Annotated in this window: 19 protein-coding genes and 1 pseudogene; 5 read left to right on the plus strand and 15 right to left on the minus strand. The window is 66.1% G+C overall.

Going from position 1 to position 22562, the window contains the following annotated elements; genetic code table 11:
* Positions 1–114: 114 nt before the first annotated feature.
* The 4 genes from murU to WKB25_RS20500 all read right to left on the minus strand — a co-directional run bounded on the left by murU (position 115) and on the right by WKB25_RS20500 (position 3744).
* Positions 115–825, minus strand: a complete 711-nt coding sequence (gene murU, locus WKB25_RS20485; RefSeq protein ID WP_340572673.1) for an N-acetylmuramate alpha-1-phosphate uridylyltransferase MurU — start codon at positions 823–825, stop codon at positions 115–117.
* Positions 822–1847 (minus strand): phosphotransferase, encoded by a 1026-nt coding sequence (locus WKB25_RS20490; protein WP_340572674.1) that lies wholly within the window; start codon positions 1845–1847, stop codon positions 822–824. Before WKB25_RS20490 ends, murU begins: the two co-directional genes overlap by 4 nt.
* A 64-nt stretch (positions 1848–1911) precedes the next feature.
* Entirely contained in the window at positions 1912–2181 is a 270-nt protein-coding gene (locus WKB25_RS20495; RefSeq protein WP_025874000.1) for a GlsB/YeaQ/YmgE family stress response membrane protein, read from the minus strand.
* Positions 2182–2250: 69 nt separating this feature from the next.
* The gene (locus WKB25_RS20500; RefSeq protein ID WP_265953370.1) at positions 2251–3744 is read right to left on the minus strand and encodes a M20 family metallopeptidase; all 1494 of its coding nucleotides are present in this window, start codon (positions 3742–3744) and stop codon (positions 2251–2253) included.
* A gap of 237 nt (positions 3745–3981) precedes the next feature.
* On the opposite strand from WKB25_RS20500, the gene WKB25_RS20505 reads away from it, so the two are divergent.
* The 4 genes from WKB25_RS20505 (at position 3982) to WKB25_RS20520 (ending at position 7060) form a co-directional block, all read left to right on the plus strand.
* Positions 3982–4269, plus strand: a complete 288-nt coding sequence (locus WKB25_RS20505; protein WP_340572688.1) for a helix-hairpin-helix domain-containing protein — start codon at positions 3982–3984, stop codon at positions 4267–4269.
* 337 nt (positions 4270–4606) lie between these two features.
* The gene (locus tag WKB25_RS20510) at positions 4607–5674 is read left to right on the plus strand and encodes a L,D-transpeptidase (protein WP_340572675.1); all 1068 of its coding nucleotides are present in this window, start codon (positions 4607–4609) and stop codon (positions 5672–5674) included.
* 17 nt (positions 5675–5691) lie between these two features.
* On the plus strand, positions 5692–6417 hold the full coding sequence (locus tag WKB25_RS20515; RefSeq protein WP_340572676.1) for a murein L,D-transpeptidase catalytic domain family protein: 726 nt from the start codon (positions 5692–5694) through the stop codon (positions 6415–6417).
* Between the two features lie 34 nt (positions 6418–6451).
* Positions 6452–7060, plus strand: a complete 609-nt coding sequence (locus tag WKB25_RS20520; RefSeq protein ID WP_340572677.1) for a HutD family protein — start codon at positions 6452–6454, stop codon at positions 7058–7060.
* Between the two features lie 269 nt (positions 7061–7329).
* On the opposite strand, the gene WKB25_RS20525 is transcribed toward WKB25_RS20520, so the two are convergent.
* The 11 genes from WKB25_RS20525 to WKB25_RS20575 all read right to left on the minus strand — a co-directional run bounded on the left by WKB25_RS20525 (position 7330) and on the right by WKB25_RS20575 (position 20092).
* Entirely contained in the window at positions 7330–8937 is a 1608-nt protein-coding gene (locus tag WKB25_RS20525; protein WP_340572678.1) for a sulfite reductase subunit alpha, read from the minus strand.
* Positions 8934–9905 carry an FAD:protein FMN transferase gene (locus tag WKB25_RS20530; protein ID WP_340572679.1) on the minus strand — a complete coding sequence of 324 codons (972 nt, stop codon included), beginning with the start codon at positions 9903–9905 and terminating at the stop codon, positions 8934–8936. Before WKB25_RS20530 ends, WKB25_RS20525 begins: the two co-directional genes overlap by 4 nt.
* Positions 9906–9960: 55 nt before the next feature.
* A complete protein-coding gene (locus WKB25_RS20535; RefSeq protein WP_340572680.1) occupies positions 9961–10764 on the minus strand; it encodes a DUF4198 domain-containing protein in 804 nt (267 codons plus the stop codon).
* Between the two features lie 120 nt (positions 10765–10884).
* Positions 10885–11403 carry a DUF2271 domain-containing protein gene (locus WKB25_RS20540; protein WP_032975835.1) on the minus strand — a complete coding sequence of 173 codons (519 nt, stop codon included), beginning with the start codon at positions 11401–11403 and terminating at the stop codon, positions 10885–10887.
* Positions 11404–11444: 41 nt separating this feature from the next.
* A complete protein-coding gene (locus tag WKB25_RS20545) occupies positions 11445–12083 on the minus strand; it encodes a PepSY-associated TM helix domain-containing protein (RefSeq protein ID WP_340572681.1) in 639 nt (212 codons plus the stop codon).
* Positions 12084–12370: 287 nt separating this feature from the next.
* A complete protein-coding gene (locus WKB25_RS20550) occupies positions 12371–14791 on the minus strand; it encodes a TonB-dependent receptor (protein ID WP_340572682.1) in 2421 nt (806 codons plus the stop codon).
* A 149-nt stretch (positions 14792–14940) separates the two neighbouring features.
* Complete coding sequence (locus WKB25_RS20555; protein ID WP_340572683.1) at positions 14941–15336, minus strand: hypothetical protein; 396 nt, start codon at positions 15334–15336, stop codon at positions 14941–14943.
* Between the two features lie 172 nt (positions 15337–15508).
* Complete coding sequence (locus WKB25_RS20560) at positions 15509–16186, minus strand: Fe2+-dependent dioxygenase (protein WP_340572684.1); 678 nt, start codon at positions 16184–16186, stop codon at positions 15509–15511.
* Between the two features lie 51 nt (positions 16187–16237).
* Positions 16238–18562: a catecholate siderophore receptor Fiu gene (locus tag WKB25_RS20565; RefSeq protein WP_340572685.1), complete on the minus strand. Its 2325-nt coding sequence runs from the start codon at positions 18560–18562 to the stop codon at positions 16238–16240.
* Between the two features lie 661 nt (positions 18563–19223).
* On the minus strand, positions 19224–19556 hold the full coding sequence (locus tag WKB25_RS20570; RefSeq protein ID WP_025873985.1) for a non-heme iron oxygenase ferredoxin subunit: 333 nt from the start codon (positions 19554–19556) through the stop codon (positions 19224–19226).
* Positions 19553–20092, minus strand: a complete 540-nt coding sequence (locus tag WKB25_RS20575; RefSeq protein WP_340572686.1) for a GNAT family N-acetyltransferase — start codon at positions 20090–20092, stop codon at positions 19553–19555. The genes WKB25_RS20570 and WKB25_RS20575 overlap by 4 nt, the downstream gene beginning before the upstream one ends.
* 241 nt (positions 20093–20333) lie before the next feature.
* On the opposite strand from WKB25_RS20575, the pseudogene WKB25_RS20580 reads away from it, so the two are divergent.
* Positions 20334–22562: pseudogene (locus WKB25_RS20580) on the plus strand (RHS repeat domain-containing protein); the annotation flags it as partial.

Here is a 22562-nt window from a genome sequence, read left to right on the forward strand (position 1 = left end):
GCGCCATGGATGGCGCCATCGAGCTTACAGGGACGTACTTGCAGCGTCCCCTGCATGGCCCACCCGCCCGGCCAAGCGCGGCTTCTGCTCTGAAGACGACCAGCCACGAGGGGCTCAGCCGTTCGCTGCCAACTCAACGTCCAGCGCACGCAGGCGATCAACAGTACCGACATCCGTCCAGCGGCCGCGATGATGCTGACCGCTGATCCGCCCTTGTGCCATGAAATGCTTCTGCAGCGGCACCACCGAAAACTTCGGTGGCACACGCTCGCTGCCAGGTGCCTCGCCGATCACCGCGCGCCAATCGGCCACGATCGAAGGCCGATAGACGCCGATGCCCGCATAGGTCAGGCACGGACCTTCGCGGTCGTGGTGCAGCACGCCGTGCGCGTCCAGCCGGTAGTCACCGTTGGGGTGCTGCGCAGGGTTGTCGACCAGCACCAGATGCGCTTCGCCGGCCGGTTCACGCGGCAGCGTGGCGAAATCGAAATCGGTCCAGATATCGCCGTTCACCACCAGGAACGGATCGTCCCCCAGCGCTGGCAATGCATTGAGAATGCCGCCACCGGTTTCCAGCGGGGTATCGCCTTCGTGCATGAAATGCAGGCGCAGGCCCCATTGGCTGCCATCGCCCAATGTGGCCGGAAACTGCTCGGCCAGCCATGCGGTGTTGATCACCACATCGCGGATGCCGAACGCAGCCAACCGCTCCAGATGCCACACGATCAGCGGTTTGCCGGCCACTGCCAGCAGCGGCTTGGGCGTGTGCAGGGTCAGCGGGCGCATGCGCTCGCCGAGGCCTGCGGCAAAGACCAGCGCTTTCATCGGGTCACGCGCATCGGTGCGGCCAGCGCGGCCAGTGCCGGCTTGATCCGCATGTCCAGCAACTGCTGCAACGGTGCCAGTTCGCGGTAGCGCGGCAGCACTTCATCCAGGTAGGCGATGAAGCGCGGCGCGTCGTCCAGGTAGTGGCCCTTGTTGTCGCGGTAGCGCAGGCGGCAGAACAGGCCGAGGATCTTCACGTGGCGCTGGATGCCCATCCAGTCAGCGTCGCGCAGGAAGGTGGCACGGTCGGGTACCGGCAGGCCGGCGTCGCGCGCGCGCTGGTGATACTGCGCCAGCCATTCGTCCACGCGCTGCAGCGGCCAGCTCAGGAAGGCGTCCTTGAACAGACTCACTGCGTCGTAGGCGATCGGGCCACGTACCAGGTCCTGGAAATCCAGCACGGCCGGGCCGCCGTCCACCGGCATCAGGTTGCGCGGCATGTAGTCGCGGTGGGTCATCAGCTGGGCCTGGCCCAGCGCGTTGTCCATCAGCCGGCGGTGGACCAGCTGCAGGCCTTCGATCTCGCCGCAGTCCAGCTCAAGGCCAAGATGGCGTTGCAGGAACCACTCGTCGAACAGGCCGGCGTCACGCTGCAGCAGCGCTTCGCCGAACTGGCCGAAATCGGCCGGTACCGGGATGGCCTGCAGGCGCAGCAGCTGTTCGATGGAACGGCTGAACCACGCGTCGGCATTGTGTTCGTCGAGGATCTTCGCCAGCGTTGGGCCGCCCAGGTCTTCCAGCAGCAGGAAGCCGGCGTCGAGATCCTGGGCAAGCAGCGCGGGCACGCGCAGGCCGTGATCGTGCAGCAGGCCGCGCATGCGCAGCCACGGCGTGGGGTCTTCCAGCCCCGGCGGCGCGTCCATCACGATGTGGCTGCCGCGCTGGCTGGTGGTGCGCCAGTAGCTGCGCATGCCGGCGTCGACCGAGGCGCGTTCGACCACGGCGTTGCCATCGTCAAGCTGGGTGCGGGCCCATTGCAGGCGCTGTGCGCTGCGCTGGGGATCGGAGGCGGGTTCGGTCATGCAGGCAGATCCGGGCGCGCCGGGCGCGCCAATGTCGGGGGCAGAATGGGAAACGGGTGGCGGCTCAGCGGCGGCCGCTGAACAGGCGCAGGATCGCCAGCACGACGACCGCACCCAGCACCGCGCCGAGGAAGCCGGCCGGCTCACCGGGCGCGTACCAGCCCATGTACTGGCCGAACCAGCCGGCCAGCAGCGCGCCGATGATGCCCAGCACGATGGTCAGCAGGCAGCCCATGCGGTTGTTGCCGGGCATGAAGAAGCGTCCCAGCAGGCCGACGAAGAAGCCGACCAGGATGATGTAGAGCCAGCTGGTGCTGCCAAACAGACCGTTCATGCCATCAGTGCTCTCGAAGGATGGACGCAGCCTAGCAAGGCCGGGCTGCGTCCGTCACTGCGTGCTGGATCAGCAGCAGCCGTGGTCGCCGTGGCGGGTGCCACTGTCGGCGGCCACCGGCGAACCGCTGGTCTCGCCACGCAGGCTTGCCGCGTAGTGCTCGCTGATCACCTTGGACACGCACGAGGTGACCTTCTTGCCCATCGGGATGTGCAGGAACTCGTTCGGGCCGTGGGCGTTGGAGTGCGGGCCGAGCACGCCGGTGATCATGAACTGGGCGCCCGGGAACTTCTCGCCCAGCATGCCCATGAACGGGATCGAGCCGCCTTCGCCCATGTACATCGCTGGCTTGCCGAAGAAGGTCTGGCTGGCATCGTCGATGGCCTTGGTCAGCCACGGTGCCATCGCCGGCGCGTTCCAGCCGGTGGAGGCCTTTTCCAGGTCCAGGGTGACCTGCGCGCCGTTCGGCGGATCGCGCAGCAGGGCTTCCTTCAGCAGCTCGCCGCAGGTCTTGCCATCGGCAGTCGGCGGCAGGCGCAGCGACAGCTTCACCGCGGTATGCGGGCGCAGCACGTTGCCGGCCGATTCCAGCGGCGGCATGCCGCCGATGCCGGTAACCGACAGGGCAGGGCGCCAGGTACGGTTGAGCACCAGCTCGGTCAGGTCGTCGTTCATTGGCTTGAGGCCATCGACCAGCGGGAATTTCTCGAAGATCGCGGTGTCGACCACGTCGGCGGCGCGCTTGGCCTGCTCCAGGCGCTCGGCCGGGATCTCCACGTTCATGCCCTCGATCAGGATGCGGCCGGTGTCCTGGTCTTCGATGCGCGACAGCAGCTGGCGCAGCAGGCGGAAGCTGGACGGCACCACGCCGGAGGCATCACCGGAGTGCACGCCTTCGTTGAGCACCTTCACCGAGAAGTTGCCGCCGGTCAGGCCGCGCAGCGAGGTGGTGCACCACAGCTGGTCGTAGTTGGCGCAGCCCGAATCCAGGCAGACCACCAGTGACGGCTTGCCGATGCGGTCAGCCAGGTGGTCGACGTAGGCCGGCAGATCGTAGCTGCCCGATTCTTCACAGGCTTCGATCAGCACCACGCAGCGAGCATGCGGCAGGCCCTGGGCCTGTAGCGCCAGCACGGCGGCCAGCGAGCCGAAGATGGCGTAACCGTCATCGGCACCGCCACGGCCATACAGCTTGTCGCCGCGCAGGACCGGGGTCCACGGGCCCAGGTCGTCGTCCCAGCCGGTCATCTCCGGCTGCTTGTCCAGGTGGCCGTAGAGCAGGATGGTGTCGTCGCCGGTTTCGGCGCCGGTAGCCGGAATTTCCAGCAGAATCAGCGGGGTGCGGCCTTCCAGGCGCACCACCTCGACCTTCAGGCCGGGCAGTTCCTGCGCCTTGGCCCAGGTTTCCATCAGGGTGACCGCCTGCTCCATGTAGCCGTTCTGCACCCAATTGGCGTCGAACATCGGCGACTTGTTGGGGATGCGGATGTAGTCGACCAACTGCGGGACGATTTCGCTGTCCCACTTGTCATTGACGAATTGGCCGAGCTTGGCGCTGTCCATCTGAAACTCCGATTGCATGGCTGATCCGCCCATTCTACGCCTCGGCCAAGGGTAGGGTTTTCCCTACATCACGTCGGGTATTTGGCTGGCTTTTAGAAATCCGTGAACCCGATACGCTGTGTGCATGTGGTGAGGGACACTGTTTCGACCGACGGGATTGCCGGTCGGGACGGTCAGAACCACAAGGAGATACACGTCGTGCCTTGGTTTGTCGTGTTTAGGGCGCTGGTGCTGGGAATGTGGATCGCGGGAGCGCAAGCTGCCGAGCCGATCGACATCAACCGGGCCGATGCCCAAGCGCTGCAGCAGGGATTGACGATGGTCGGGGCCACCAAGGCAGCGGCGATCGTCGAGCACCGGCGCAGACACGGCCCGTTTCACCGCGTCGAGGACCTGGCGCAGGTGAAGGGGATAGGGACATCGATCGTCGAACGGAATCGACGGCGGATCACCGTTGGCAACACGATGTTGCCAGCGGATCCGGTACCCGGATCGGTACCGGTGCGAACCGTACCCAGGCGCTGACAACAGGAAACGTCGGGACCGGCAGGATGCAGGTTCATTGGCTACGGACAGGATGACCGTATCCACCGACCGTCGCAGGGACGCGGCACCAATCACCAGGATGGTGGCATCACAGACCTGTGGAAGGGGCTGAGATACAAACAGGACAGACGCGGCCGCGTGCAGGATGCAACGCCGCCCCCGCTTCGCAGGATGCGAGGGGGTGGCAGCAGGCCGACAGGGACGTGACGATTGCCCGGTACGACACATGGCTGTGTCGCCGGGCAATTTCTTTTGGCGCAGCCACCACGCGCCCATGGTGTACGGTGAGGCCTTCGCATGGAATGGAACCTGCTGGATGCACCTGCACCGTTTGACCCTGATGCTCGCCGTTGCCCTGGCACTGCCGTGCGCTGCACACGCGGCCGCACCCTCCAAGGCGGTCGCGGCGCCGACTTCCGATGTACGCGGGCCGACTGACCTCAAGCCCGGCGAGTATCTGTGGCATCCGGAAGTTTCGCCGGCCGGGCCGATCGTGCTGGTGGTGAGCCTGGATGAGCAGCGCGCCTATGTGTACCGCAACGGCATCGCCATCGGCCTGACCACGATCAGCTCGGGCAAGACCGGCCATGAGACGCCGACCGGTGTGTTCACCATCCTGCAGAAGGACAAGGACCACCGTTCCAACCTCTACAACAGCGCACCCATGCCGTACATGCAGCGATTGACCTGGGACGGCATCGCCCTTCACGGCGGCAGCCTGCCCGGGCACCCGGCCTCGCATGGCTGTGTGCGCCTGCCGCCGGCCTTCGCCCAGAAGCTGTTCAGCGAAACCAAGCGCGGCGATACGGTGGTCGTGGCCGATGCCAAGAGCGCGCCGATGACGCTGGCCTATCCGGCGGTGCTGGCGCCGGTGAATGCACACGGACAGGCCCTGCCGGAAGGCGAGGCCGGCGCCCCGGGCAAGGCGTGGTGGGATGATGCGGCCGCCCCCAGCGGGCAGGTCGGCATCCTGGTCAGCCTGCACGACCAGCGCCTGTACGTGCTGCGCGATGGCGTGATGATCGGTGAGTCGCCGTTGAAGGCCGATGCCCTGCCCGCGTTCCAGGGCACCACCCTGTTCGTGATGGGCCAGGGCTACAGCGACACGCCCAGCCCGCTTGATGCGCAGCAGCGCCTGCACCAGTGGACGGCCTATCCGCTGCTGGGCCAGGACCGCGCCCAGGTCACGCCGGACCTGCTGGCCACCCCATCGCTGCCGATGGCGCTGCCGACCGATTTCGCCCGCCAGCTGTACCAGGTGCTGGTGCCGGGCACGACCCTGCTGGTGACCTCGCTGCCGGCGGTGCGCCCAAGCGCGGCTGAATCGGGAATGCAGCCGGTCTTGGAATCGGAGCCGCCAGCGTCCACCCTCAAGGGATCCTGAGCCCTCCCTGCGTGCCCATGTCTGCTTTCCGCCTGTGCCGGCTGGCCGCCCTTGGCCTGCTGGCGACCACTGCCAGCGCCCCGGCCGGGGCACAGACGCCTGTTGCCGCGATCAGCGCCGATGATCTCGCTGCGCAGCTGGCCCGCAGCGCGCCCAACGCCGACCGCCGGGTGCTGCAGTTGGCCGCCCACGCCATGCGCTGCGCGCTGCAGCGGCCGGAACTGGGTGTCAGCGGTGAACGCCTGAGCGTGATCGACTACTCGCGGCCGTCCACCGAGCCGCGGATGTGGGTGTTCGACCTGGCCCGCCAGCGGCTGTTGTTCGAGGAATGGGTGGCGCATGGCCGCAACAGTGGCGAGAACCGCACCGAGCATTTCTCCAACCGCGATGGCAGCTTCATGTCCAGCCTCGGCGCGTTCACTGCGCAGGAAACCTACATGGGTGGCAACGGCTATTCGCTGCGCCTGGCAGGGTTGGAGCCGGGCTTCAACGATCGCGCACGCGAGCGCGCCATCGTCATCCACGGTGCACCGTATGTGAACCCCTCCACCGCACAGTTGCAGGGGCGGTTGGGGCGCAGTCTGGGCTGCCCGGCGGTGCGGTTGTCGGTGGCCAAGCCACTGATCGACGCGCTGCGAGGCGGCACGATGGTGTTTGCGTACTACCCCGACCAGGACTGGCTCAAGCACTCACAGTTGCTGGGTGGCGATTGCGGTACGTCCGCGGGTCTTGCAACGCGTTGATGCGTTGTGGCGCGCGGCATGATGCAATGCGCGCATGAACATCGACTCCCTGCTGCAGACCCCGAGCCAGGTGATTTCCAGCCTGGATTACCGCCGCGAACGCTGGCGCAACGGCCTCGGCTGGACCCGCGAGATCCTGCGGTTGCCAGCGCAGGGCGATGATTGGGCGTTGCGCCTGTCAGTGGCCGAAATCGAGCAGGACGCCGCGTTTTCCGCATTCCCGGGCGTCGAGCGCGAACTGGTGCTGCTGCAGGGCAATGGCGTGCGCCTGCGTTTCGAGGACGGCCGTGTAGCCGAAGTGCTGCCACCGCATGGGCGCGTGCGTTTTGCCGGCGAGGCAGCGTTGCATGGCGAGCTGGTCGACGGCACCACTCACGATTTCAACCTGATGTGGAAGCGCGAGCTGCTGCAGGCCGAATTGCTGCACCGGCCACTGGTCGGGCCGATGTTCTTCTTCTGCGAACCGGGTGTGGCGTGGGCCCTGCACCTGTTGGGTGGACAGGCCACGTTCGGCGCGGACAGTGGATTGCCTGCGATGCAGAGCGGCGATACCGCATGGTTGGCTGCCGGCGAGCGTCAGCGGCATGCGCTGCAGGGCGGCGGGGAGTTGCTGGCGATACGGGTGAGCGCTGCGGGCGGCTGAGCCATCGTCGGCGCCCGGAGGCAATCATCCACGCATGGCGAGGATCTACTGAAGCAGATTGCGCGGTCTTTTTCCGTAGAACCACGCCGTGCGTGGATGCGGCGGCCGATACTGCGGCATGAAGCCGTTGTAGATCCACGCCATGCGTGGATGCGGCGGCCGATACCGCAGCATGGTGCCGTTCAGTAGATCCACGCCATGCGTGGATGCGGTGGCCGGTACCGCGCATGGTGCGACCAAGGTTTGCACCCACCTGGAGACCGTTCGCCTCAATACACATCGCGTCGGTAGCGACCGGCCAAAAGCAGCGCTTCCTTGCCGTCGGCACCGAGCACCTGCTCGATCATCGCATCCACTGCCGGGGCCATGCCCTGCAGGCTGCCGCAGACCAGGATCGTTGCGCCTTCATCTACCCACTGCCGCAGCGTGGATGCTTCGGCCAGCAGGCGATCCTGCACGTAGCGATGTGCGCCGCCATCACGGCTGAATACCGTATTCAGGCGGGTGAGCGTGCCGTTGGCGAGCATCGCCTGCAGTTCATCGCCGAAGTGGAAATCATGCGCGGCCGAGCGTTCGCCGAACAACAGCCAAGTGCGGCCACCGCCAATGCGTGCGCGTTCGTGCAGGTGTGCGCGCAGGCCGGCGATACCGGTGCCGTTGCCGATCAGCAGCAGCGGAACGTCGGCGGCGACACCGTGGAAATTCTCGTTGCGGCGCAGGCGCATCTGTACCGGCCCGCCGATGGTGGCGTGGTCGCACAGCCAGCCACTGCCGACGCCAGGTGTGCCATCGGCACGCAGCTGACGGCGCAGCAGCAGCTCCAACGCGCCGTCGTCCATCACCGAGGCGATGGAGTATTCGCGATGTGGCAGGGGCTGCAGTGCCGCCAACAAGCCAGGCAGGTCGCCCGCAGCAACCAAGGACGGCAGGTGCGAGCGCGCAACGCGGGCGAGCAGCGTAGAGCCGTCGTCCAACACGGTGTCGGCATCGAAGCCCTGCGTCTGCAGCCAGTCGCGCGTGCTCTGTTCGGCATGCTGCGGACCGACCTCGGCGATGTCGCCCGCCTGCCAGTGCGTGCTGCTGTTGTTGGTCGGTGGCTGCAGGCGCAGCCAGTAGACAGGACCACCAACGCTGCCGGGATTGAGGTGGATGCGCTGCAGCAGTGTCCACGGCTGGTACTCGGCCGGTGTCCAATCGGGCAGTTCGCTGGCGCCGCCGCCGAGTTGACCGAGCAGTTGCTGCCAGTGGCGCAGGGCGGCCGGATCGGCGTTGTCGACTTCAATGGCATCGAACAGTGGAAGCGCCCTGTGCTGGCGCAGCCAGTCGTGCAGCTGGTGGCCGAACGCGCAGAAGTGGCCGTAGCTGCGATCACCCAGCGCGAGCACGCCGTACTGCAGGTGGCCCAGAGGCGGCGGCGTAGTCATCACCCGGCGCAGGAAGGGCAGGGCGTGGTCGGGTGCATCGCCTTCGCCGGTGGTGCTGACGATGAACAGTGCACGCGCGCTGCCCGCCAGCAGGGGCGCATCCACTTCGTGCAGGCCACGCAGGCGCACCGGCACGCCGGCCGAGCGCAGGGCCTGCGCACTGCGCTCGGCCAGTTCGCGGGCGAAGCCGGTCTGGCTGGACCAGACCAGCAGCATCGGTTGGTCGCTGCCTTCGGTCGTGTCATCGCGTGGACGGCTGCGCCACCACACCACGGCGCACGCCAGCGAATACAGCGCGGTGGCGGCCAGTGCGATGCCCCACTGCCGCGACGGCGGCGCACCCTGCCACCAGGCTTCGCCCAGGTGCAGGCGCAGCAGGGCCCCGCCGATCACTGCCAGCAGGATTAGCACCACGACGTTGCCAAGGGTTGCGCGCGAGAAACGAGTGCTCATGCGGCCTGCTCATCCAGCAACTGCTGGAAGGCACTGCTGAGGGTTTCGCGTGGGCCATCGGCGGCGCGTTCGAGGTAGCGCGCGGCCAGCCCTTCGCGCTCTGCCAGCGCGATGCCCGCGTCGCGACCGAGCACGGTTAATGCGGTGGCCCAGGCGTCAGCGTGCATCGCGTCGTCGGCGACCACGGTGACGGCGGCTGCGACCTGCCGCACCGGCGTACCGCTGCGCGGATCGAGGCTGTGACTGTAGGCAACGCCATCGTCCTGATACTGGTGCCAGCGATCGCCGGAGGTGGCCACTGCCTTCCCTTCCAGCGCGAGTACACGCGGTGGCGTATTGGTGTGCGCATCTTCTTCCGGCGCCGACTCCACCAGCACGCGCCACGGCTGGCCGTCGGGCTTGCGGCCGTAGCCCGCCAGCTCGCCACCGACTTCAATCAGTGCGGCATCGATGCCCTGGCCGCGCAGCCAGGAAGCGACGTGATCGACGCCGAAGCCCTTGGCGATCGCCGAGAGGTCCAGCTCCAGGCCACCCGGTTGCAGCAGCGCATCGTCCTGCCAGTGCAGGCGCTGCCAGCCGCAGCGTGCGCGGGTTGCCTGCAGCGTGACGGCATCGGGTGCACGTCGTTCACCGGCATGCGCACCGAAGCCCCACAGCGCCACCAGTGGGCCGATGGCGGGATCGAAGGCGCCGTCGCTGGCGGCGGCGATGGCCTGCGCGCAGGTCAGCACATGGCGGGTTTCGGCCGGCAGCAGGCAGTAGCGACCCGCGTCGGCGCGGTTGTAGCGGCTCAGGTCCGAGCCCGCTTCCCACGTGCTCATCTGCGCGACCACTTCATCCAGGTGGGCCTGGATGCCAGCATGCAGCGGATGCAGGTCGCGCTGACGCGGTGCCACCAGCGACACGCTCCAGGTGGTGCCCATGGTGGTGCCGCCCAGCCGGGCGATGTCGAGTGCGGTAGAGGTCATGGGCATGCGTGGCAGGCTGCGATACCCGGGCGCGCCGGGTATCGCAGCGATGCGTTTACTGCGGCAGTACTTCCAGTGTGGCGACGTAGCTGAGGCGACGCTTGGCGGCCTGTTTGACCGACGTCTTCTTGTCCTCGGTGCCGGTTTCCAGCCAGTACATGCCGGCTTCCGGCCAGGTCACCTTGATCTCGCCCTTGGCGTCGCTGGTCAGTTTCTGCTCGTCCTGCGCGTTGCGGTAGCGGGTGCCACCGCGCACGATCTCGAACTCCAGGCCCGCAGTCGGCTTGCCGTCGACCAGTACGCGGAAGGTGGCTTCCTCGCCGGAAAACAGGTCGTTCGGGTGGCCGACGGCCACCAGTTCGATGCCGCGGTTGGTCGGCTTCAGCGCGGTGTCGTTCGGCGCGCCGTTGGTGACGAAGGTCTCCACGCGGCCGACCGACTGGCTCACTTCCAGCTTCTTCGCATCCTTGGGCAGTTCGCCGAAGGTGGCGGCGGTTCCGCGCCAGCGCTTGCGCTCGCCATTCAGTTCATAGGTGGCCGACAGGCCGTCGTTGACCGAGGCGATGCGGTAGGTGCCCTGCTGCTTCAGCTCGACGTCGAACACGCTGCGGTACTTGCCGGTGGCCGCATTCTGCGCCTGCATGGTGCTGCCGTCCGGGGCGGTGATCACCACCGATTCCAGGCGCAGCGGCACGTGGTTGAAATAGAACAGGTCGTTGGATACCGCACCATCGACGGTGATCCACGGCGCGTTGCCGGCGATCACGGTCTGCGAGGGCAGCAGCCAGGCCTTGTGGGCCAGGGCAGAGAAGGGAAGGGCAGCGGCCAGAGCGGCGGCGAGGACGAGCGTGCGCTTCATGCGGAAGACTCCAGTTGGAAGGGGGCGGATCCCTTTCCAAAGGAAAGGGCTCTGACCCCGAGGATATGGCGATCGGGTCAGAGCCCTTCCTGTGGAAGGGATCCGGCCCCGGTCAGGAAATCAAGGCTTGACGGCGAGGGTGACCTGGCCCAGTTCGGTGGCGCCCTGCGCGCGGCCGTTCTGTGCAGCGGTGGCGGGCCAGGTGAAGGGGATCTTCAGCAGTTCACGGCCGCCGACTTCGCGCACCGCTTCCACCACCAGGGTGTAGTTGCCCGGGGCCAGCTGCTTCAGCGCCGGCTGCTTGTCGTTGAACGACAGCGCGTGCTTGCCGGCGGGACGGGTGGGGCCGGTCACGCCGTCCACCGGCACCTGCAGGGTGCGGCCGCTCTTGCGCCACCACTGGCGCAGGTCGGGCAGCCACTTGGTGCCATGGCCTTCGCTGTTGCTGGTCTGCTGGTACCAGACCGACAGGTTGGCGGCGACCTTCTGGTCGGCGCCCTCCAGCCACACCGCCACATACGGGCGGTGGTACTCGGCCACGTTGAGCTTTGGCACTTCGACGTTGATGTCGAGGGTGGTGGCGTAGGCCGGCGAGGTGGCCAACAGGCCGCTGAGGGCGATGGTCAGGGTGACGCGCATGGGGCGGCTCCGGAGAAACGGATGGAAATCACGGTGGAAGTTCAGTGGATCAGCAGCAGGGCGATCAGCAGCGGAATCATCAGGCCCAGGCCGACCAGCGGCCAGGTCATGCGTCGCTGTCGCGCATGCAGGTGCAGCAGGAACAGACCGGTGATGCAGAACACCAGGCAGGCCACGGCGAACACGTCCAGGAACCAGCCCCACGCGGGGCCGGCATTGCGCCCCTTGTGCAGGTCATTGAGGTAGGACACCGCGCCGCGCGAGGTCGATTCGTACTCGACTGCGCCGGTTTCGCGGTCGATGCTCAGCCAGGCGTCGCCGCCGGGGCGTGGCAGCGACAGATAGATTTCCTCGGCTGACCATTCGGCAGGTCGGCCGCCGATGGAAATGCCCAGCTGCTCGTCCAGCCATTGCCGGGCCGGGCGCGGGATCGGCGCGTTGCCGTCCTCGCGTGTGCCGAGCTGGCCGCGCATGTCGGCCGGCAGTTCAAGATGCTGGTTCTGCACCTCTGGCTTGGCCTCGATCTTCGCCGCGTGGTTCAGCGTGAGCCCGGTCACCGCGAACAGCAGCATGCCGATCAGGCACACCGCCGAGCTGATCCAGTGCCACTGGTGCAGGGTACGCAGCCAGAAGCCGCGGCTCTGTTGCTGCTGCACGGTGGAAGATGCGGGACGGCTCACGGCACGGTTCGGGGCGGATGAATACTGGGCATTACATCATTGATGAGAATTGCTCGCAATTAGATGTCGTTGTGTATCCCTGAAGGGGTAGTGCCGGCCGCTGGCTGGCAATCCCATGACACCTGAAAACATCGCGCGGTTGCCGGCCAGCGGCCGGCACTACCACTGACCGGTAGATCCACGCCATGCGTGGATGGAGCGCCGTCCAGGTTCGGTATGGGCAGTAGATCCACGCCATGCGTGGATGGGGCGGTGCCGACCAAGGTCGGCACCCACCAGAGCGACGATCAGAACTTCGCGTTGAGCGAGATCCAGTAGCTGCGGCGCTGGTCCTTGGTGGCGTAGTCGTCCACGCAGTTGTATTCGCTGGGGCTGGTCAGCAGGCACGACTGCGAGACGAAGTTCTTGTCGAACAGGTTGTTGACCCGCGCGTTGACGGTCAGCCACTGCGTCGCCTTCCAGCTGCCACCGAGGTGGAAGATCGTGTAGTCCTCGTAGTAGCGGGTGTGGCTGGCACCGGCGGCATCGAGGATCGTGTCGCGGTAGCGGTCGTAGCGGCCTTCGCCGATCAACGACAGGCTGATGGCATCGTTGAGCTGCCAGTTGAGGCTGGCATTGGCCATGTGCTTGGCCGGCATGGTGCCGGTGATCGGCAGGCCCTTGCCGGAACCGGCGGTCTGCTCGCTCTTGGTCCAGGTGTAGTTTCCGCGCAGCTGCAGGTTGTCCAGCAGGTCGATGTGGCCGGCCAGTTCCGCGCCGCGCGTTTCGGCCTTGTCGATGTTCACGCTCTGGGTGAACGTGCTGTAGCCCAGCGAGGCCCAGCCTGGGCCGATGTCCACGCAGTAGCCGCTGCCGGTCGGTGCCACTTCGCAGTTGGGGAACGTGCCGCCGCTGGCGATCTTGTCTTCGAACGTGTTGATGAAGCCGGTGACGTTGAAGCCCCAGCGCTGGCCCTCGTAGTACGCGGCCAGCTCGTAGTTGGTGCTGGTTTCCGGCTTCAGGTTCGGCGAACCCACCAGCGGCAGCACGCCCTGGCCACCGAAGCCGGTGATGCCGGGGAACAGCTGGTCCGGACGTGGGGTCTTGTAGCCGGTGCTGACGCCGCCCTTGAAGGTCCACGCATCGGTGGCATTCCAGACCAGGTAGCCGCGCGGGCTGAGGTGGCTGCCGAAGATGTTGTGGTCGTCGTAGCGCAGGCCGAAGGTGGCGGTCAGGGTGTCGGTCAGCGACCAGTTGTCCTCGGCGAACAACGCCCACATGCGGTGCTTCTGCTTGGCGTTGCTGCGGTAGCCGGCACCGTCCATGCCGAACACACCGTCCACCATGTCGGTGTCGTTGTACTGGCCGCCCACGGTCAGCTTGTGCACACCGAAGTCCAGGTCGAGCATGGTGTCCAGCACGTAGCCTTCCAGCTCCATGGTGCGCAGCGGACGCGGCAGGAATGCCTGCAGGCGTGCCTGTTCGCTGGCGTTGAGTGCAGCCAGCGCGTTGTTGCGGCCGGCGGCACAGTTGTTGGCGGCACCGGTGCGGCGGCAGACGTCGTTCCACAGGGTCTGCAGGCCGGCGCGCTCGTCCAGCGTCAGCGGCAGCGAGCGGCCGAGGTTGTTGCTCTTGCTGTGGGTCAGCGAGGTCTGCCAGGTGCCGAAGCTGTAGCGACCCTGATGGGTCAGCGACAGCTGGTCGCGCTCATAGCGCTGGTAGGCGGTGTAGCCCACGCGCGGCTGCACCACGCGGCGGGTGACGGTGCCGTTGCCATTCGGGTTCGGCACCACCGCGTTGCCCACGCGCCACAGGCTGGCCAGGCTGTCCAGCGTGCCGGTCTGGCCTTCGCTGTTGTCATACTTCTGGCGGGAAACGTCATAGTCCAGCCACAGCTCGTGGTCGTCGTTGACGTGGAAGTTCAGGCGCACGCCGGTGTTCCAGTTGGTGTTGGCCACCGACTTGCCGCCGCCACCGAAACCGATGCTGCGTTCCCACAGCGTGCCGTCGGGCAGGGTCAGTGCATCCCACTCGGGATTGGAGGCTTTGGCATCGTAGTAGCTGCCGCGCACGGCCAAGCCCAGACGATCCTTCACCAGCGGGCCGCTCAGGTACAGGTCGGTGCTGCGCGCATCGCCGAACTGGTCGTCCTGCTGCACGGTGAAGCCCTGGGTGACCGCGCCATGCCAGCTGTCCTGGTTGCGGCGGGTGATGATGTTGATGACGCCGCCCATTGCATCCGAGCCGTACAGCGTGGACATCGGGCCACGCACCACTTCAATGCGCTCGATCGCATCCAGCGGCGGCAGGTAGGCGAACTGGCCACCGCCGAAGTTGTTCGGATACAGCTGGCCGGCATTGCTCTGGCGGCGGCCGTCGATCAGCACCAGGGTGTACTCGGACGGCAGGCCGCGCATGGAGATGGTGGCGCGGCCGTTCTTGTCGGTGGCTTCCAGGCCGACGTCGATGCCCTCGACGTCGCGCAGGGCGTCGACCAGGCTGGTGTAGGGGCGCTTGCTCAGCTCTTCGCGGCTGACCACGCTGATGCTGGCCGGTGCATCGACCACTTTCTGCTCGAAGCCAGCGGCGGTCACCACCACCTTGTCGAGGGTCTGGGGTGCGCCGGAAGCGTCGCCGCTGGCGTAGGCGGGAGCCGCGACGGCGGCCAGCACGGCGCTGGTCAACAGGTGGCGGGACAGGGACGAACGGACACGATGGCGCTGGGCCATGGCAGATACCTCGAAGGATGCAGGACAGCGCGATGCCGGGCGCGGAGCGCACACGACAGGGGCAGGGAGGGCCCGGTCAGGGGCGGCAGAGGTGAAGCAGGCATCGGCGAGCCGATGCAACCGCGCAGGCGGTCACAGCGTGCCGTGGATCAGGCGAGCGGCGGCGCCTGGCCGCGTTGCTGGCGACGCCCGGGCGCATCGGCCCAGGGCATGTCGGGTGCGGCCAAGGGCCAGTGCGGACGCGCGCCGGACGGAGCCGACGCGGAGGGAACCAGATCAAGTTCGGTACGCAGCCAGTGGCTGGCCAGCAGCAGCAGCGGCGCCGGCTTGTCAGAGGACTTGGCCGGTGCACAAGCGCAGCGCCGCAGCTTGGCCGGTGCTTCTTCCTGCAGGGGGCCTTCGCCGCCGCGCTCTTCCAGCGGCTGCTGCAGCGCCTGGGTTGCAACTGCATGGGCCACGGGCAGCAGCGGCAGGGTGCCCAGCAACAGTGTCAACATCGCCACCCACGCCAGCAGGCTGGCCAGCGCAGGCCGACGGCCGCGCATGGCGGTGCCTAGCTGTACAAGCCGAAGCGGGCGGGGGCGGAACGGGCGACGCAAGCGGAAATCCCTGGCTGGCCGGAACATCCGGCGTCAACGGGGCGTGATTGTAATGAGACCCGTTAGCCGTTGCAAATGAGAATGATTGCCAAGTTGTCGCAGGGGTGGCCTGATCGGCTCAGACTTCGCTCCAGCGTCGCAGCAGGTTGTGGTACACGCCGGTCAGCTGCAGCACCGCGTCGGCATCGCCAGCGGTCTGTCGCAGGCGTTCGATGGAGGTGTCCATCTCCCACAGCAGGCGCCGCTGCACATCGTCGCGGATCATGCTCTGCACCCAGAAGAAAGAGGCCACGCGCGCACCGCGGGTGACCGGGTTGACCTTGTGCAGGCTGCTGGAGGGGTACACGATCAGATCACCGGCCGGCAGTTTCACTTCATGTTCGCCGTAGGTGTCGCTGATGATCAGCTCGCCGCCGTCGTACTCGTCCGGATCGGACAGGAACAGCGTGCAGGAGATGTCCGAGCGCAGCTGCTCGCCGTTGCCCAGGTTCATCACCGCGCCATCGACATGGAAGCCATAGGTGCCGCCGCCGCTGTAGCGGTTGAAGCGCGGTGGCAGGTACTTCAAGGGCAGCGCGGCGGCAAAGAACAGCGGGCTGCGCTTGAGCGCGGCCAGCACCACGGAGGCCAGCGCGGCCTTCAGCGGTGAGGCATCGGGCAACTGCTCGTTGTGTTTGACCTGCGCACCCTGTGAGCCGACCGTCTCGCGTCCGTCGGTCCAGTCGGCCGCGTCCAGCCGCTGGCGGATCTGCGCCACTTCTTCAGGTGCAAGCACGTTGGGGATGTGCAGCAGCATGGCGGTTCCTCATCGATGCGCGGGGGAGACGGGCTCCCCCGCGCCATGACATCAGAAACGGACGTCCGCGCTGAGCAGGAAGGTGCGCGGGGCGCCCGGGGTGTAACGGTAGCCGCTCTTGTTGATGCTGGCCACGTACTGCTTGTCGAACAGGTTGTAACCGTTCAAGCGCAGCGAGATGGAGTCATTGATCGCCCAGGACACGACGGCGTCATAGACAACGTAGGACTTGGTGAACGATGGAGTACCCACCGCGCCGTCGGTGCCACGGTGCATGCCACCGGCATAGCGCACGCCGCCACCGATGGTCAGGCCGAAGGGCAGGGTGTAGCTGGTCCAGCCGGTAAACGTGTCGGCCGGGGTGTAGGTCAGGTTGGTGGTGCCATCGGCGGCTACCTTGGCACCTTCCTTCACCTCGGTGTCGAGGTGGCTGTAGCCGGCGGTGACCGACCAGTTGTCGGTCAGGCGACCGACTGCAGAGAGCTCCACGCCCTTGACCCGCTTGCTGCCGGTCTGGGTCGGGTTGCCGGCATCGTCGAGCACGGTGGTGTTGATCTCGTTGTCAACGTCGGTCTGGAACAGCGCCAGATTCACTGCAAGCGCGTCATCCAGGAACGCCCACTTGCTGCCCACTTCGAAGGTTTTGGCCTTCTGCGGGTCGAGCTTGGGGTTGTCGGCACTGCTGGCCGAGCTGCTCAGCTGGAAGTTCGCGCCGCCAGGAGGCTGCTGCGAGACGGCGTAGTTGGCATAGATGCTGACCGTCTCGCCCACCTTGTACAGTGCACCGAGCTTCCAGTTCAGCAGCGTGTCGGACGCTTCCAGGGTCGGGTTGCGCAGCACGGTGCCGGTTGGATTGCTGCCGCATGCCGGGCCACCGCGACCACCGCACACCGATGCGCTTGCGTACTCGGTCTTGTAGTGGTCGGCGCGCACGCCCGCGGTCAGCAGGAAGCTCTCGCCGAAGGACAGGGTATCGAACAGATAGGCCGAGGAGGTTGTGGTCTTGCCGTGGGCATCGGCGCCATTGTGCGCCCAGGTCAGCCCGCCCACGTTCCAGTCGGGGTTGTACAGATTCGCTGCCGGCCAGGTGGTGCCGCCGGTGGTGGCCTGCCCGTAGCTGTCCAGCTCTTCGCGGGTGAATTCCAGGCCGGTGCTCAGCGCATGGCCGACGCTGCCGGTGTTGAAGTCGGCGCGCAGGTTCAACTGATCGGTGAGGATGGTGTTGCGCTGGTCCTTGAAGGTCGGCAGGCTGCGCGCGATCGCGTAGGTCGATAGATCGGCCGGATTGGTGTAGCTGATGTTGCCGGTCGGGCGGCCATTCGCACCGCGAACGCCGGTACCCATGAAGGCCGTCAGCAGGTAGTCCTGTTCGGTGCGGCCCCAACGCGCGGTGTTGGTCAGGCGCAGGGTGTCGCTGAAGTCGTGTTCGAAGCGGAACGTGGCCATCTTCGCGGTCACGTCATCATGGTCTGCACGCGTACCGTAGAAGTTCTCCGGGTTCACCGGATGACCGGCCAGTGCTTCCAGGGTCGGTTGCGCGGTCCAGCCGGGCAGGCCCAGGGTCGGCACGCCGCCATCGGGCACGTTGTCCTGCTTCACGTACAGCAGGTTGAGGTAGTAGCGGGTAGCGGTGCCCAGGCCGAAGGCCAGCGATGGCGCAATACCCCAGCGCTTGTTCTGCACATGGTCGCGGCCCGGCTGGTCGCTGTCCTGCCACATCGCGTTGACGCGCAGCGCGCTGGTCGCACCCAGCGCCTGGTTCCAGTCACCGGTGGTGCGTCGCTGCTGGTCGCTGCCCAGCGACACGCTGGCCGACGTCGCGTCCTGCAGATTGGCCTGCTTGCTGACCAGATTGATCGCACCGGTCGGTGCGGAGCGGCCATTGTCAGTGCCGGCCGGGCCCTTGGTCACTTCCACCTGTTCGATGTTGAACACATCGCGCGAGATCGAGCCAAGGTCGCGCACGCCGTCGACGAACAGGCTGTTGGAGGTGTCGAAGCCGCGCATGAACAGCGCGTCGCCGGTGGTGGTGTTGCCGTTTTCACCGGCATAGAAGGTGCCCACGCCGGGGCTGTTGCGTAGTGCCTCGGTCAGGGTGGTGGCACCCTGCTGGTTGAACAGGTCGCTGGTGATGATCTGGATGGTCTGCGGGGTGTCCTGCAGGCGCTGTGTGAACTTGGGCGAGGCAACCTTGTCAGCCTTGTAGCCGCGAACGGCATGGACATCGACCTTGTCCAGGGTGCGGGCGTTGTCGGTGGCTTCGGCGTGGGCCAGCGCAGGCAGCGCGGCCAGGCCGAGGCCGGCCGCGAGGCTGGCGGTGGCCAGTGGCAGGGTACGAAGCGGCGAAGGGTGCTTGCGGCTCTTGATCGGGTTCATGGGCGTCTGCAGAGAAGGAACAGGAAGGGGCCGCCGGCGCTGGACAGCGCGGCAACAGGAAGGGAAAGGGAAATGCAGTCCAGCGGCTGCGCAGCGCGCAGAAATGCGTCAGGCCAGCGGCGCGGGCGGTGCGTGCGAAGGCGGCTGGCGACGATCGGTCGCGGGCACCGGCGGATCAGTCAGCGCCGGCGTCGGAGCGTCTGCGGGGGCATGTTCCGGGCGCTGCAGGCACAGCCGCCGCAGTGCCGGCGGTTTGTCGCCCCGGCTTCCCTCTGGTTCGGATTCCGCGCGCTGCATCGCGTGCTCGTGCGGCAGCGCATAGGGGGGCGAGGACGGTGCTGCGTCCTGGGCGTAGATTCCGGGCGCATCACCTGTCGACGTGTCCCGTCCTTCCTGCAACGCCGACCAGCCCAACCACAGAGTCAGCAGCGCGGCCACAAGCAGTGGCCAACCCCGACGGGCAAGCTGGCACAGCAGGGCGGTAGGCGCGGGCGAAGCCATGGCGCAAGCGGAGTCGTGATCAAGGTGTTGCGTAGCATAACATCAATGATAATGATTCGCATATGCGCAACAGGCCGGGTCGTCTAGGTAGCCTGCAAGCGCCCTGAGAGGTCCCAAGGGCGCTTTCGTAGATCCACCCCATGGGTGGATGCCTCGAACTTCAATCGCGGTCGTCGCGGGTCCAGATGGCGTCGTGCTCGCGCTTCACCGGAAACTTCGGCACCGCCGTATAGGCCGGCGCGCACAGGGCACGGCCATCGCGCACGTCGAAGCGGGCACCATGCAGCACGCATTCGACGCTGCCCTCAGCGGTATTGAACTCGCCCGAGGACAGCTCGAATTCCTCATGCGTGCACTGGTCTTCCAGCGCGTACAGCTCGCCGTCGAGGTTGAACACCACGATCGGCGTGCCGGTGACCTCGTCGAACACGCTCTTCATTTCGCCCGGCAGCAGTTCGGCGCCGGCGCAGACAAAGGTCCAGGCCTCGCTCACGCGGTGGCTCCGGCCAGCGGCTTTTCCAGGATCTCGAAGCGCAGGTCGTCGCGCTTGGGAATGCCGAAGCGTTCGTCGCCATACGGGAACGGCTTCTTGATGCCGGTGCGCTGGTAGCCGCGGCGCTCGTAGAAGGCGATCAGTTCGTCGCGCACGTCGATCACCGTCATCTGCATCACCGGCACGTTCCATTCGCGCGCGGCATGGGCTTCGGCGGCGTCCATCAGTTGCTTGCCAACGCCGCCGCCCTGCTGGGCCGGGTCGACCGAGAACATGCCGAAGTAGCCCTTGCCGTCGACGTCGGCGACGTGGGCACAGGCCACCAGCTGGCCGTCGCGTTCGGCCAGCAGGATGGTCGAGCGTGGGCGGTCCAGGTCGCCCTGGATGCCTTCGGCATCGACGCGGGCGCCGTCCAGCAGGTCGGCTTCGGTCGTCCAGCCAACGCGGCTGGCGTCGCCGCGGTAGGCCGAGGTGACCAGGGTGATCAGGGCGGGGATGTCGGCCGACGTGGCGGCGCGGAAGGTCAGGGTGCTCATGGGGGCATTCTAGGTGGGGTGGGGGCGGGCGGGGAGAGTGCTGAGTCGGCCGGCTTTGCTGAGTGTGTCGGATACACCTTGTTGACACAGCCTTCATTTTTCATTCATAAATGAAGCAATGCCCGCCCACCGTGTTCAAGCGTGTGGTTGTCTGCCGGAGTGGGCAACGTCCGATCTGAGCATCGACAGTGGCGCGATGTGGGCGGGGCTCTCAAGGAAGGTCGATCCAGGGAGGATTTTCATGCAAGCACGGCTCATTGCTCATCCGCGCGCAGCAAACGCCATCAAAGGTCTGCTTCTGACAGCGCTGGCCTTCTGCGTATTGGAACCGGTAACCGCTTCCGCCCAGATCGTGCCGACCTGGCGTCAGGAATATGACAAGCGCTTGAAGTATGGCGATCTTGTCGAGCCGCTGAAGGGCGAGATCTTTGGTGAGCAGGTGAACCTGTATGACGGTTCGATCAGCTTCAAGGCCACGGATATTTCGATTCCGGGTAACGGCAGCTTGCCGATGGCGCTGAGCCGAACCTACAGCGCTGGTGACGGCAGCAGCGAGAGCCCGTTCTCCGATTGGGGCCTGGATATTCCATCGTTGTCAGGTGTCTACGGTGATCTGCCGGAAACTGCTGCCGCCGGCTATTGGACGCCGGCAGCGCGCTGTTCGACGGTGGGCGCACCGCCGGCGCTCGATGTCTGGAATCGACGGCACACGCAGATCGTCAACTTCAATACGCATACGTTCTGGGACGGCGTGCGCCTTTCCCTGCCGGGGGGCGGCGGAGAGCCGGTGCTCGGCGGCAACGGTGACCCGCGCCAGCCGCAGCCGCAGTTTGGCGAGCCTGCGCCTTGGAGCACGAAGGGAGGCTGGACGTTCAGCTGTTTGAGCGCGTTGAAGAGTGGTCAGCCGGGGCAAGGATTCCTTGGTCATGCACCTGATGGCACCAGGTACTACTTCGACTGGATGGTGGCCAGAGCGAACACCAGCGCGACGCTGCAACCGTACGGGCCGGAAAGCAACGCGCTTCTGAATCGCAAGCGTGTGTTCCTGTACCCATCGCAGATCGTGGATCGCTTCGGCAACTGGGTGCGCTTTGAATGGAGTGGTGACCGACTGCTGCGTATGGTAGCCAACGATGGTCGCGAGATCAGCCTGATCTACAACGCGAAGGGATTGATCGCTTCTGCCACGACAGCAGGGCGTACATGGATCTATGACTACACCGAGGCCGATATCCTGCGGACGGTGACGCTGCCGGACGGAACCCAGTGGGTCTACAACCTGCCGCCGCTTTCAGTCACACATAAGTATGCCGACTACATCGGGCAGAACATCTGGGAGTACATGGAGTATCCGGCAACCTGTTCTCGCATGAACAAGATCGTGCCGAGCGAGATATCCATGACCGTCCAGCATCCTTCGGGTGCTTTGGGAACCTTCCTGTTCCGGCCGTTCCGCCACGGGCGCAAGAACGTCTCTCTGGATTGCCAGACTTCCGGCGACAATCACCTGTTTGCTGATGGTTGGAACTACACGCCGATCTATCGTGACGCAATGTCGCTTGTGGCCAAGACCATCAGTGGTCCAGGTATGCCCACGGCGCAGTGGACCTATCAGTACACCAATCTCAATGGGGCCTACGCGAACGATCTGGGCGGTCCGGACATTCCTCCGGGCCAGGCCGAGCCGAAGATCACCACCGAGACGCTGCCTGACGGTGTCGTGCGTGTGTATGAGTTCGGCAAGGAGGTGGCGTACAACGACGGTCTTCTCCTGTCGACCACGACGCGTTCGGGCGGCTCCGTCGTGCGCGTTGATCGCAACAATTACTACCCGGATGCCCAGCTGGACTCTGCGCCATTTCCCAAGGAAGCCGGCAAGGACTTCAAATACGGGGCGAGTGATCTCAAGGCGCACTACAACCGTCCTGTCCAGTCCACTGTCGTGGAACAGGATGGCGTGCAGTTCACCCGCACCGTGCAGGCATTCGACGCTTTTGCACGCGAAGTGACCGTCGTCGAGGGCAACTCCGCCGGGCAGAGTCGCACCAGCGCAACCACCTACTATGACAACCTCGCGCTATGGGTGAACGGTCAGTCAGCGCGTAGCGTAGTCAATGGTGTTGAGCAATCACGCACCGAGTTCGACACGACCAATGCGTTGCCGATACGGGCGTATGCCTTCGGGCGTCTGGCACAGCAGGTGACCTACGCAGCCGACGGTACGGTGGCGTCGGTCTCCGACGGCCGTGGCAACACCAGCCATCTTTCCGGTTGGAAGCGCGGTGTGCCGCAGCAGTTGCGGATGCCAGCCACGGCTGAATCTCCCAATGGAGCGACGCGCAACGTTGTGGTGGACGACAACGGTTGGATCACCTCGTTGACCGATGAAATCGGTGCGACCACCAGTTTCAGCTACGACAGCATGGGGCGCCTACGCAGCCAGCAGTTCCCTGGTGGCGACACCGTGAGT

The sequence above is a fragment of the Stenotrophomonas sp. G106K1 genome (assembly GCF_037969685.1).
In the GTDB taxonomy this organism is placed as follows: Bacteria; Pseudomonadota; Gammaproteobacteria; order Xanthomonadales; family Xanthomonadaceae; genus Stenotrophomonas; species Stenotrophomonas lactitubi.

Bases quoted from the DNA above. Each gene is read 5' to 3' on its own strand.
- murU (WP_340572673.1), bottom strand. From the start codon at position 825: ATGAAAGCGCTGGTCTTTGCCGCAGGCCTCGGCGAGCGCATGCGCCCG.
- WKB25_RS20490 (WP_340572674.1), bottom strand. From the start codon at position 1,847: ATGACCGAACCCGCCTCCGATCCCCAGCGCAGCGCACAGCGCCTGCAA.
- WKB25_RS20495 (WP_025874000.1), bottom strand. From the start codon at position 2,181: ATGAACGGTCTGTTTGGCAGCACCAGCTGGCTCTACATCATCCTGGTC.
- WKB25_RS20500 (WP_265953370.1), bottom strand. From the start codon at position 3,744: ATGGACAGCGCCAAGCTCGGCCAATTCGTCAATGACAAGTGGGACAGC.
- WKB25_RS20505 (WP_340572688.1), top strand. From the start codon at position 3,982: ATGTGGATCGCGGGAGCGCAAGCTGCCGAGCCGATCGACATCAACCGG.
- WKB25_RS20510 (WP_340572675.1), top strand. From the start codon at position 4,607: ATGCACCTGCACCGTTTGACCCTGATGCTCGCCGTTGCCCTGGCACTG.
- WKB25_RS20515 (WP_340572676.1), top strand. From the start codon at position 5,692: ATGTCTGCTTTCCGCCTGTGCCGGCTGGCCGCCCTTGGCCTGCTGGCG.
- WKB25_RS20520 (WP_340572677.1), top strand. From the start codon at position 6,452: ATGAACATCGACTCCCTGCTGCAGACCCCGAGCCAGGTGATTTCCAGC.
- WKB25_RS20525 (WP_340572678.1), bottom strand. From the start codon at position 8,937: ATGAGCACTCGTTTCTCGCGCGCAACCCTTGGCAACGTCGTGGTGCTA.
- WKB25_RS20530 (WP_340572679.1), bottom strand. From the start codon at position 9,905: ATGACCTCTACCGCACTCGACATCGCCCGGCTGGGCGGCACCACCATG.
- WKB25_RS20535 (WP_340572680.1), bottom strand. From the start codon at position 10,764: ATGAAGCGCACGCTCGTCCTCGCCGCCGCTCTGGCCGCTGCCCTTCCC.
- WKB25_RS20540 (WP_032975835.1), bottom strand. From the start codon at position 11,403: ATGCGCGTCACCCTGACCATCGCCCTCAGCGGCCTGTTGGCCACCTCG.
- WKB25_RS20550 (WP_340572682.1), bottom strand. From the start codon at position 14,791: ATGGCCCAGCGCCATCGTGTCCGTTCGTCCCTGTCCCGCCACCTGTTG.
- WKB25_RS20555 (WP_340572683.1), bottom strand. From the start codon at position 15,336: ATGCGCGGCCGTCGGCCTGCGCTGGCCAGCCTGCTGGCGTGGGTGGCG.
- WKB25_RS20560 (WP_340572684.1), bottom strand. From the start codon at position 16,186: ATGCTGCTGCACATCCCCAACGTGCTTGCACCTGAAGAAGTGGCGCAG.
- WKB25_RS20565 (WP_340572685.1), bottom strand. From the start codon at position 18,562: ATGAACCCGATCAAGAGCCGCAAGCACCCTTCGCCGCTTCGTACCCTG.
- WKB25_RS20575 (WP_340572686.1), bottom strand. From the start codon at position 20,092: ATGAGCACCCTGACCTTCCGCGCCGCCACGTCGGCCGACATCCCCGCC.